This window comes from Catellatospora sp. KI3 (genome assembly GCF_029948125.1).
Classification (GTDB): Bacteria; Actinomycetota; Actinomycetes; order Mycobacteriales; family Micromonosporaceae; genus Catellatospora.
Map to the genome: position 1 here is coordinate 352,979 of NZ_JASAMB010000005.1, position 11,052 is coordinate 364,030.

The window sequence follows — 11,052 nt, forward strand, 5'->3', positions numbered from 1 at the left end:
AGTCGCGCGGAGCATCCATACTCATCAAGTCCATTCATGTATTCGGAGGTCTCGATGAATTTGCGTGCTCTTCTCGCCGCTCTCGCGATGGCGGTTGCCGTGGTGGCGGTGCCGACCGCGGCCGTCGCCGCCCCGCCCGTCGCGGAAGACTGCAGCTACATGCCGGGCCCGGACTTCTGCGAGTACTACTGACCCGGACGCGCGAAGAGAGGGCGGCCGGTGCCGCCCTCTCCGGGCGTACTGGGATCCGCAAGCCTAGCGGCGGTCACCGCGGGTCGCGTAGACGAGCAATCCGACCGCAAGCGCCACGGCTGCCGCGCAGAACAAGAACTGACCGAACGGGCTCTTGGTGGGATTGCCTGCCGCGAGCAGTTCCGTGCTCGTCAGTCGTACCCAGGTGGCCACGAAACCTCCGGTCGTGAGACACGGTCCCATCGGGGGGATGCGCTCACATGCTAGCCATGCCAAGCGAACGCGGGAGTGTTGACACGTGCGAAGCCGCAGCTAGCCCCGTGGACGACCGGACCGGCGGAATCGCCGAAGGGGGCGAGCCGACCGGCCGCCCCCTTCTCGTGAGGTGCGTCAGTTGGACAGGTCCTTGACCGCGGTCTCGGGGCTGCCGTCGGCGGCGGCGGCCAGCTGCGGCACGAGGATGTCCAGCGCGTACAGCAGCGCCTTCGGGCCGCTGTAGGACAGTGCGCCCGCCAGCGGGGTCTCGAAGGTGGTGTACAGGGTGCGGTCGGTCTTCACCACGTTGAGGCGCGAGAAGACGGCCGACTTGGCACTGTCGGCCTTGGTCGCGCCGATGACGACCAGCACGTCGCGGTCGAGCAGGTCCAGCCGCTCCTCGCTGATCTCGTCCTTGGCGTCCTGGGTGGCGAAGCCCAGCGCGTCGAACAGGGCGCGGCGCGGGTCGTCGGCGCCGATCAGCCAGTGCAGGCCGTTCTCCGGGCCGTAGTCGACGACCAGCGTCTTGCCCGCGAACTCGGGGTGCGCCTGCTTGGCCGCGGCGACCTTCGCGTTCACCTCGTCCACTAATGCCTGCGCCTCGGCGGCCTTGCCCAGCGCCTTGCCGGTGGTCAGCGTCTGCACGTCCCACGGCGTCTGCTCGTCCGGGTACGCGCTGGACTGGATGACGGTCGGGGCGATCTGTGTCAGCTTGTCGTAGGTCTCCTTGGTGACCGTCTCGTAGATCGCGATGATCAGGTCCGGCTGCTGCGCCAGGATCGCCTCGTAGTTGATCTCAGCGGAGAAGGTGGGCAGCTTCGCCCCGCCCAGAGCCTGCGCCACCCACGGGTAGGTGGGGTACTCGGTGAACCATTCGCGGGTGCTGACCGGGGTGACGCCCAGGGCGAGCACGAAGTCCTGGTCGTTCCAGCCGACGGTGACGACGCGCTTGGGCTGGGCCGCGATGGTGGTCGAGCCGAACTTGTGCTCGACGGACACCGGGAACGCCGCGGCGGGCGCCGAGGCGCTCGGCTCGGCCGTGTCCGGCGTGGACGAACACGCCGCGAGCAGACTGCTCGCGAGCACTGCCGCGGCTGCCATCCGGGCCAGCGCGGCACGGCGGGTGAGGGCGGAACTCATGGTTACTCCGTTCACAAGGGGTAGTCAGGGGTTCGAGGGGGAACTTAGGATAGCATTACCTAACTTGCTCTCCTCGGAGGATGTCTCATGCAGCGCACACTGCTCGGCGGCAAGATTCACCGGGCCACCGTCACCCAGGCCGACCTGCACTACGTCGGCTCGATCACCATCGACTCGACGCTGATGGCCGCCGCCGACCTGGTCGAGGGCGAGCAGGTGCAGGTCGTCGACGTCACCAACGGCGCCCGCCTCACCACGTACGCGATCGAGGGGCCGGCGGGCTCGGGCGTCATCGGCATCAACGGCGCCGCCGCGCACCTGGTGCAACCCGGTGACCTGGTCATCATCATGTCGTTCCAGCAGATCGACGCCGCCGACGTGGACGGGCACCGCCCCCGTGTGGTGCACGTCGACGGGTTCAACCGGATCGTGGCGCTGGGCGCCGACCCGGCCGAGCCGGTCCCGGGCGCGCTCGACCAGCGCAGCGGCGCCCTCGTCTGACCCGGCCGGAAGGCGTGTGGGGCGGGCACCGGGCCGGGTGCCCGCCCCGCCCTGCTCAGGCGGCCCTCGTCAGGTAGCCGCCCATGGTCCGGAACAGGTCGCGGGCGGCCAGCTCGGTGCCGTCGTCGAGCCGTACCCGCTCGATGCGCAGGCCGTGGCTGGTGCCGCGGCGAGCCTGTGCGCCCGCGACGATGACCACGCCGCCGTCCTCGGGGATGAACACGCGGCCTGGCGTGCCGCCGTAGACGCCGCGCGACACCGACGCCTGGACCACCCGCACGCGCTGGCCGCGATAGAAGGTGAAGGCGTTCGGGTACGGGTCGGATTGCGCCCGGACCAGCCGGTCGATCTCCTCGGCCGTCCAGGTCCAGTCGATGCGGCTGTCCTCTTCGGCCCGCTTGTGGAAGAAGCTGGCCCGGGTACGGTCCTGCGGCGTCCAGTCGGTGCGGCCCGTTGCCAGCAGCGCCAGCCCGTCGACCGTGATCGGCCCGAACAGTTCGAGGGTCTTGTGGAACAGGTCGGTGGTGGTGTCGCGCGCGCCGACCGGGACCGCGCGCTGCAGCACGATGTCACCGGCGTCCAGCTCGTCGTCCATCATGTGCGCGGTGACGCCGACCTCCGGCTCGCCGTTGAGCAGCGCCCAGATCAGCGGCGAGAACCCGGCGTACTTCGGCAGCAGGGAGTCGTGCACGTTGAGCGTGCCCAGGCGGGGCAGGCGGAAGACCTTCGGCGGAATCCACGTACGCCAGTTGGTGGCGACGATGACGTCGGGCTGCGCCTGCGCCAGGCGGTCGAGCAGCTCCTCGTCGTCGGGCCGGTTGCGCAGCAGCACCGGGACCCCGTGCTCGGCTGCGAGCTCCGCCACAGAGTCGCTCCAGATCCGCTCGTACGCATGGTCGCTCGGTGGATGGGTGACGACCAGCGCCACCTCGTGCTCGGGCGCCTCCAGTAGCGCTTTCAGGGTGCGATGACCCCAGGTCTGGTATCCGAACATGACGACTCGCATGACACCCCTCTAGACGCGGTATGCAGGCAAGGCTTACCTTGCTTAGGGTAGCCTAATCTAGCTCTCGCTGGCGGTACCTGGAAGGGACTCATGTTCACCTCGGCAGACGAAGTTCACGATCTCGTCGGTGTCGGCTTCGGGCCGTCCAATCTCGCCCTCGCCATCGCGTTACGCGAGCGGGGCGGGCCTGGCGGCGCCGTCTTCTTCGAACGGCAGCCCGTCTTCTCCTGGCACCCCGGTCTGCTGATCGAAGGCACCACCATGCAGGTGTCGTTTCTCAAGGACCTCGCGACGATGCGAAACCCGTCCAGCTCGTTCAGCTTCCTGAACTACCTGCAGGACCGGGGCCGCCTGGTCGACTTCATCAACCACAAGACGATGTTCCCGTCCCGGGTGGAGTTCCACGACTACCTCGACTGGGCCGCCCGCCGCTTCGCCGACCAGGTGCACTACGGCAGCGAGGTCGTCGCGGTCAGCCCGGTACGCGACGGGGGCGTCGTCACCGCCTGCGACGTCGAGGTCCGGCACCGGGCCGTGGGCGGCGCGGACGTGCTGCGGCGCGTCCGCACCCGCAACCTCGTGGTCGCCACCGGGCTGCAGCCGCGGCTGCCGGAGACCGTGGCCGCCGGACCGCGGATCTGGCACAGCAGCGAGTACCTGCACCGGGTCGACCGGCTGCGCGACCCGCGCCGCGTGATCGTGGTCGGGGCCGGGCAGAGCGCCGCCGAGGTCACCGACCACCTGCACCGCACCTTCCCCGGTGCCGAGATCTGCGCCCTGTTCAGCAAGTACGGCTATACGCCCGCCGACGACACCCCGTTCGCCAACCGGATCTTCGACCCGGCCGCGGTGGACGACTACTACGGTGCGCCGGAGCAGGTCAAGGAGCTGCTGCACGGCTACCACGCGGGCACGAACTACTCCGTGGTGGACACCGAGCTGATCGTGGAGCTGTACCGGCGGGCGTACCAGGAGAAGATCCACCACACCGAGCGGCTGCGGATCATGAACGTGTCCCGGCTGGTCACCGCCGTCGGCGACGGCCACGGGGTGACCGCCGTGATCGAGCACCTGCCCACCGGGGCGCGCACCGAGCTGGCCGCCGACGCGATCATCTGCGCGACCGGGTACACCAGCGGCGACCCCCGGCGGCTGCTCGGCGAGCTGGCCGAGGAGTGCCTGACCCGGCCGGACGGGCGGCTGCGGATCGAGCGTGACTACCGGATCGCGACTTCGGAGGCGTTGGCCTGCGGGATCTACGTACAGGGCGCGACCGAGCACACCCACGGCCTGAGCAGCACCCTGCTGTCGAACGTGGCGGTGCGGGCGGGCGAGATCGCCCAGTCGATCGCGAGCCGCGACGCCAACCGCCTGGTCGCCGCCGCCGCGTGACCTCCGGCCTGCCGCCCACGCACCACCCGCCTGGGCGGCACGCGGCTCCGGGCCGTCCTCCTGGGGCGATGGCGGTTCGTGAAGTGCGGCGTTTCACCGGCCACCACCTGACCCAGCCCCGTCAGCGCTCCACCGCGAGGCCGTGCGCCGCCCGCCGCCGTTTATCATCCGTCCTGTCAGGACCGGAGGCTGTCGCGACAGCATCGTGCGGTGAGCACGGACGCGTCGGCTCGCGGCCGGTGAGCACAACCGACGGGGGAACGCATGCGCGCCAACGAGATCGCGGCACTGGTGGAGCGGGACATCCTCTACCCCGGCGACAGGGTCGAGCGCATCACCGGGGACCAGGCGGAGCTGCGGCTGGACACCAGGCGCGGAGGCATGCGAGCGCGGTCGGCGCCGTGGCTGATCGCCCAGTCCGACTGCGTGACGGACGCGGTGCGGATCCACCTCAGCGGCGACCTGCCCGGTTCGGATCAGGCCTACGGCTACGTGTGGCTCGACGACGGCCGGGTCGTGCTGCTCAACGAGGTGGCGCAGTTCCGCGAACTCGGCCGCAGGCTGCTGCGGGGGCTGGATCCGCTGGCGTACGCGGAGATCCTGGCCGAGCTGTACTCCGGGCGCGACATCAGCGGCCCGGTGGTCGCACCGGTCTTCATGCCAGGCGCGGGGCAGGCGGGGTTCTTCATCCGCGACGCCCGGCAGTTCCACGCCGAGCACCCGTACCTGCCCGCCGGGCTGGTCTCCTCGCCCGACGTGCAGCCCTACCACACCCGGGCGGGCCACCACCTCAGGATGAGCTTCTTCGCCTACGAGCTGCACATGTACGAGCTGACCACCACCATCAGCGTGTACGCCTGGCAGCTGGAGACGGTCGTCGGGGCGCCCCCGGCCTGGACCCGCACCACCGTCGCGTCGATGGTGCCGGTCGTGAGGCAGCCGAAGGCTGTGCCGTCCCTGTCGGTCGAGGAGGTCCGGGCCGCGTTCGCCTCCGTGCCCGAGGCGCGGGTGGCGGTCCTCGGGGACCCGGCGGCCGGGGCGGGTGTCGCGATGCACGTACCGGCGATCGGCGACACCGCCCACGTCGCCGCCAAGGACCTGCTGCGGGTCCAGCGCATGTACGCCCCGGACGGCTCGCCCGCGCTGGAGTTCGTCGTCGGCGGCGGCCCGGAGGCGCTGCCGCTCATCATCACCGGCACCGACCTCGTCTTCCAGCCGGTCCCGCCGGACGCGGTGCTGGACAGCCGCATCCCGATGCGGCTGTCCGGGATGCCGCCGCTGGTCGCGTACAGCGAGATGATGCGCGACGTCGAGTGGTTCGGCCGCGATCCGGTGGCGCGCTTCAACGGCCAGGCCGATGGCACGCTGCTGCAGCTGCGCTGCTTCATCATGGGCGCGGCCCGGCTGGGCATGCGCCCGCTGGCGGCGGTGCACTGGTGGCAGCGGGCCTGGGAGCTGGCCGAGGACGAGGTCGGCCTGCCGCCGTGGCGCGACGATCCGCTGTGGCTGGACCTCGTCGCCGAGGCCCGGCTCGCCTCGACGCGCGACCTGCTGACGCGGTCGTGGCTGCAGCCGCAGGTGGACGAGCGCGGTGCCGTGGCCCGGCTGTCGGTCGACGACTTCCTGCGGCTGGAGCCGGCCCTCACCGTCATCGGCCTGGACGACGAGCTGCTCGGCGCCTGGCGCGGCTGGGTCCCGGTCACCCCGGCCACCTTCGCGGCCACGCTGCTGCGCGGTGTCCCCGACGGCAGTGCCGAGGTCTCGTTCTACCCCGACGGCGGCGGCAGCGTCGACATCCGGGTGGCGATGCCGTCGGGGAAGTTCGCCTTCATGCAGTTCCGGTTCTCGTTCCCCGACGGGGACCTGGCCATCGACGAGATACGGATCCCGTCCGGCGAGGGCGGCGGCCTGTTCCGCCGCCTGATGTTCAACACCGAGGCCCTGGCGGCCCAGCTCGGCATGAAGCAGGTGTCGCTGCACGCGACGGACGTCGGCGCCCTCGCCTTCGCCACCCTCGGCGTGTACCCGCGCGACTACGAGTTGCGGCGTACCGGCGCGAACGACTAACCGCGGGAGCCTTTCAGCAGGTCGCGGCGCAGGCTCGCCATCCCGGTCGACCCGACGGCCGCCTCGATCGAGGCCAGCAGCTGCACGCAGAGCTCGCCGGCCCGGTCGAGGTCGGTCTGGGCGCCGCCGATCTCGGCCAGCAGGCGGACCGACTGCGCCTCGTCGAGGCGGCGGATGTCGCGGACCTCGGTGGTCCGGGCCTGCCGGATCGTGTCCGCGATCGCCATGACCAGGTCGGCCCGGTCGGCGGCGAGGCCGTCGACCGTGGCGCCCTCGCGGCCGGTCGCGGCGACGCGGTCGATCGCCTCGTGGTCGAGGAAGAACAGCGTGGTCGTGGAGAAGCCGCTGGTCCGGCGCTGCTGCTCCCAGCGGGTCAGCAGCCCCGACTTGGCGTCCAGGAACGGGGCCAGCTGCAGGTAGACGGCCGGGTCCACGGTCGCCAGCAGCGGCCGTGCCCCGGCGACCGCGGTACGCAGCTCGGTGAGGGTGGCGACCTGCTCCTGCAGGGCCTGGTCGAACTGCCCGGCGGTCGCGTCGTCGGCGGTGCGGTCGGCGAAGCGGCGGGCCAGGCCGAGGATCCGGTTGCCCCGCACGCTGATCTCCTGCAGCAGCAGCACGAGTTCCAGCAGGGCACGGGCCACCCCGCCGTCGCGGCTCACCTCCCGCTTGTCCAGCAGCCGGGTGGTGGCGTTGTACAGGATCTCCAGGATCGAAGCCGCGAGGCCGAACACACCAGAACCTTCCGTCGAATCGATCGGTACCGGGGTATGTTAGCCCTGCTCCGCCCCGACGCTGCGGCCGATGTGGACGCTGCCCGGCGACCGGAGGCAGTCGGATGCCGTCGACGTGAGCGTCGGCAAGCCGACTTCGCGCCCATGGACCTGATCGACGTCCAGTTCGTACGCTGTGCCCGCCCGAGATCGGTTGATGGGGGGACTGCGATGCGGTGGTTCATGACGGTGCGCGCGATCGCGGCGGCCCTGGCGTTCGGCTCCGTGCTGCTGTCCGGGGCACCGGCGCAGGCGGCCGACGGAGGCCTGGCGGTGACGGTCCGGGCCGACGATCCGCTGGCCCCGGTCGTCACCCTGACCAACCAGGGCACCGAACCGTGCCAGGTCGCCGCGACCCCGCTCGGCACGGTCGCGGTCACCGCGCTGACCCAGGACGGTCAGGCCGCCGCGCCGATCGTGTTCACGCCGGGCTTCGACGAGCCCCTGGCCGCCGTCATCGCGCAGCGGCTGCAGACCCTCGAACCGGGCCGGTCGCTGGACCTGGAACTGCCGGTCGTGCCGGTCGGCCCGACCGGCCACGCCCTGGAGAACGTCGCCTACACCGGGCCCGTCGCGCCCACCGGCCTGCTCTATCCGGTGCGCGCCGCAGCGGCGCTGAAACTGGAGGTCGCCTACTCGGTCCCCGTCGCGGTCGAGTCCGGACCGCCGCTGTGCGTCAGCACCGGCACCAGCGCACCAGCGGCCGCACCGTCGGCACAGGACGGTACGGGCACGCGCGGCCGGCTGCTGTGGGCGGCCGCCGGCGCCGTCGTGCTCGTGCTGCTGGTCCTGGTGGTATGGCTGCTGCGGCGCCGCCGCCGTGGAGCGGCCGTCGCGGCGCTGCTGCTGCTCGCGGCGCTGGGCGCGCCGGGCTGGCAGCCGCGACCGGCCGAGGCGGTGGTCCAGATCGCCGACTCGGACCTGCAGGGGGCGTACGACGGCTGCCTGGCCACGTTCCAGCAGCCCGGCCATGATCCGGCCGGGATCCTGTCGACCCTGCTCGGCCCCGACGTCACGGTGATCCTGGAGGTGCCGGTCGACGGCGTCACGCACGAGGGCGGCGCCAGCACCAGCCTGATGATCATCTACTGGAACCCGGACGACCGGCACGCCTACACCGGCGGCGGCGGCAGCGCCGACCCCTGCACCTCGCTCTACCACGAGATGTACCACGCCTGGGAGGACAGCCGCGGCGCCCAGGACCACCACGAGTGCATCACCGCGGGCGAGCACCACACCGGCATCGGCATCAACGAGGTGAACGCGACCCGGGCCCAGAACCTGCTGCGCCGCGCGCTCGGCCTGCCGGAGCGGGACCACTACGGCAAGCAGCCGCTGCCGACCGGGGAGTGCCGTCCGTCGCGGCCGACCGATCCGCGCTGCACCGACCGGGGCTGCCCGCAGTCGAAGGGCGAACCGCACCTGGTCACGCTCGCGGGCCGCCGCTACGACTTCCAGGCGGCGGGGGAGTTCACCGCGCTGCGGGACCCGGCGGGCGGGTTCGCGGTCCAGGTGCGCCAGCAGCCGTACCGCGACTCGAAGACGCTGGCCGTGAACACGGCCGTGGCGATGGACGTGGCCGGTGACCGGGTCCAGGTCGAGCTGGCCCCGGCGGGGGTGGCGGTGCTGGTGGACGGCGTGCCGCGGCCGGACGCCGTGTCCGGTCTGGGCCACGGCGGCCAGGTGCGCATCGAGCAGGGCGACGCCGGCCCGGTCGTCTCCGCGACCTGGCCCGACGGCTCGACGGCGTACGTGTACGCCGTCGCCGGCCTCGGCCTGGACGTCTCGGTCGACCCGGTGCCCGCACACGCCGACTCGGTGGGCCTGTTCGGCAAGGAGCTGCGCGTACGCGACGGAGCCGCGCTGCCCGACGGCGAGCCGTCGTACGAGGCGCTGTACCCCGCCTTCGCCGACAGCTGGCGCGTCACCGACGCGACCTCGCTGTTCACCTACTCCGAGGGCCAGAGCACGGCCGACTACACCGACCGCGCGTTCCCGCAGCGGGAGACCGGCCCCGAACCGGACCCCACCGCCGCGAAGGCGATCTGCGCCCGCGCCGGTGTCACCGCCCCGAACGCCCTGGCCGACTGCGTGTACGACGTCAGCCGCACCGGCCACCCCGCCTTCGCCGCGTCCGCCCTGGCCGGGCAGGTGTTCGCGGCGGGCCCGAAGCCGGGCGACGCGGTCCTGCTGCCCGCCACCGCCGACGTCTACCTCGGCGGGCCGGCGGAGGTGGCGTCGCTGCCGGGCGGCGCGGGGACCCGCCCGCTGAAGCTGACCGTGGACGGCGGCGCGGTGGTCACGTTCCCGCTGGTCGAAGGTCAGGTCGGCCCGGCCGGTGGGGAGCCTGTCGACGGTGCCGACGGCGGCAGCACCCAGTTCCCGGACACCGAGATCACCGGCGTGAACGGCATCTCGGGGATCGTGCACCACAACCGGTCGCTGTTCCTGGTCGGGGTGTTCCTGCCGGCGGCCGCCGCGGGCCGGGCCCCGGCCGCGGTGGACGCCACCGGGCAGGGGGAGCTGGCCGAGCTGCGGCCGGGGCTGGGCGAGCTGTTCGCGATCGGCGACGGGCGCACCGGGGCGGGGGCGCTGCAGCGGTTCGTCGCCCCTGCCGGGGCGGGTTCGCTGGTCATCGGGTTCGCCGACGCCTCGTCGTTCCACGGCGAACCCGGCTTCTACGCGGACAACACCGGCTCGCTGACGGTGCGGGTCGACCTCGGCTGAGGGCCGTCAGCCGCCGGTGACCGGCGGGGACGCCCCTGCCGCCGGATCGGCCGGCACGGCGATCAGTCGCAGACGACTCTGGTGCCCTCGACGGTGCAGCCCGTGCTGTCGTCGAACGGGAAACCCGGGTTCGAACGGTCCCGCTGGTTGTCGAAGCTGTCGAAGCCCTGCTTGACCGAGCACGCGAACGTGGCCATCAGCACCAGCATGGCCACGCCGACGATGCCCACGACGATGCCGCCGACGCCGCCGGAGCCCCGGCCCTGGCCGGAGACGATCTCGATCTGGTCGGGCTTGTCGGGGTGGTAGCGGATCGGCACGGTGGTGCCGACGACGAACGAGCGGCTGCTGTCGGCCGGACCGATCGCGGTGACCTCGCCGTTCGGGCCGTGGTAGCGGATCACCGGGCGGAACGTGAGCCTGCTGTGGTGGTGGCCGTTGTGGTGGCTCGAATGGGACTCCATCTGGTTGTCCACCACCGTGCCGGTGGTCTCCCGGCCGACCGCGCGCAGCTCCTGGGAGCGCGCCACCTTCTGCGCACCCCGGATCGCGCCCCACACGACCGTGCCGCCGATGATCAGCAGGATGATGAAGAAGAGGGCGAAGAAGGCCCCCGTTGGCATTTCCATGACCGGGCACGGTAATGGATGTCCGCAACGGCCGCTGCCCCGGTCACGGGCCGCCCCCGCGAGCCGCCCGGATCCGGCAGACCGCGCAGGTCCCGGTGCCCGCGCAGGCGCAGCCGGCGTCGGCGAGCACCGCGTCGACCGCGTCCAGGGCGGTGCGCGCGGTGCCCAGGGCATGGCTGACCTGCCGTACGCGGGCCAGGGCGGCGCCGACCTGGCGGCGCGAGGCGTCGAGGCGCTCGTACTCGTCGGGGCTGAGCAGGATGAACTCTTCGCCGTCGAAGGTGGCGCGGCGCGGGGGCGGTGCTTTGGGCATACCCACTCGTGGTTTCCATCCGGGTGGTCGGCGGCGGGTGACGCCGCCGACCACCTCACC

General features: G+C 72.1%; 11 protein-coding genes. 5 read left to right on the forward strand and 6 right to left on the reverse strand.

The window, feature by feature from the left end:
- The first annotated feature begins 36 nt into the window (after positions 1-36).
- The gene (locus QEZ54_RS11745; RefSeq protein ID WP_281304576.1) at positions 37-192 is read left to right on the forward strand and encodes a hypothetical protein; all 156 of its coding nucleotides are present in this window, start codon (positions 37-39) and stop codon (positions 190-192) included.
- Positions 193-255: 63 nt separating this feature from the next.
- On the opposite strand, the gene QEZ54_RS11750 is transcribed toward QEZ54_RS11745, so the two are convergent.
- Positions 256-405: a hypothetical protein gene (locus tag QEZ54_RS11750; RefSeq protein ID WP_281304577.1), complete on the reverse strand. Its 150-nt coding sequence runs from the start codon at positions 403-405 to the stop codon at positions 256-258.
- Between the two features lie 177 nt (positions 406-582).
- The gene (locus tag QEZ54_RS11755) at positions 583-1,587 is read right to left on the reverse strand and encodes an ABC transporter substrate-binding protein (RefSeq protein WP_281304578.1); all 1,005 of its coding nucleotides are present in this window, start codon (positions 1,585-1,587) and stop codon (positions 583-585) included.
- A gap of 87 nt (positions 1,588-1,674) precedes the next feature.
- Between QEZ54_RS11755 and panD the strand changes: the two genes are divergently transcribed.
- On the forward strand, positions 1,675-2,088 hold the full coding sequence (panD, locus tag QEZ54_RS11760; RefSeq protein WP_281304579.1) for an aspartate 1-decarboxylase: 414 nt from the start codon (positions 1,675-1,677) through the stop codon (positions 2,086-2,088).
- A 55-nt stretch (positions 2,089-2,143) separates the two neighbouring features.
- Here panD and QEZ54_RS11765 read toward each other — a convergent pair whose 3' ends face one another.
- On the reverse strand, positions 2,144-3,094 hold the full coding sequence (locus QEZ54_RS11765) for a methionyl-tRNA formyltransferase (RefSeq protein ID WP_281304580.1): 951 nt from the start codon (positions 3,092-3,094) through the stop codon (positions 2,144-2,146).
- A 90-nt stretch (positions 3,095-3,184) separates the two neighbouring features.
- On the opposite strand from QEZ54_RS11765, the gene QEZ54_RS11770 reads away from it, so the two are divergent.
- Positions 3,185-4,486 carry a lysine N(6)-hydroxylase/L-ornithine N(5)-oxygenase family protein gene (locus tag QEZ54_RS11770; protein ID WP_281304581.1) on the forward strand — a complete coding sequence of 434 codons (1,302 nt, stop codon included), beginning with the start codon at positions 3,185-3,187 and terminating at the stop codon, positions 4,484-4,486.
- Between the two features lie 264 nt (positions 4,487-4,750).
- Positions 4,751-6,553 (forward strand): hypothetical protein, encoded by a 1,803-nt coding sequence (locus QEZ54_RS11775; RefSeq protein ID WP_281304582.1) that lies wholly within the window; start codon positions 4,751-4,753, stop codon positions 6,551-6,553.
- Here the strand turns inward: QEZ54_RS11775 and QEZ54_RS11780 are convergent.
- On the reverse strand, positions 6,550-7,284 hold the full coding sequence (locus QEZ54_RS11780) for a hypothetical protein (protein WP_281304583.1): 735 nt from the start codon (positions 7,282-7,284) through the stop codon (positions 6,550-6,552). The genes QEZ54_RS11775 and QEZ54_RS11780 overlap by 4 nt on opposite strands.
- A gap of 210 nt (positions 7,285-7,494) precedes the next feature.
- On the opposite strand from QEZ54_RS11780, the gene QEZ54_RS11785 reads away from it, so the two are divergent.
- Positions 7,495-10,050 (forward strand): M91 family zinc metallopeptidase, encoded by a 2,556-nt coding sequence (locus QEZ54_RS11785; RefSeq protein ID WP_281304584.1) that lies wholly within the window; start codon positions 7,495-7,497, stop codon positions 10,048-10,050.
- Between the two features lie 62 nt (positions 10,051-10,112).
- On the opposite strand, the gene QEZ54_RS11790 is transcribed toward QEZ54_RS11785, so the two are convergent.
- Positions 10,113-10,679, reverse strand: a complete 567-nt coding sequence (locus QEZ54_RS11790) for a DUF3592 domain-containing protein (protein ID WP_281304585.1) — start codon at positions 10,677-10,679, stop codon at positions 10,113-10,115.
- A 43-nt stretch (positions 10,680-10,722) separates the two neighbouring features.
- On the reverse strand, positions 10,723-10,992 hold the full coding sequence (locus QEZ54_RS11795) for a hypothetical protein (RefSeq protein ID WP_281304586.1): 270 nt from the start codon (positions 10,990-10,992) through the stop codon (positions 10,723-10,725).
- Positions 10,993-11,052: the final 60 nt, after the last annotated feature.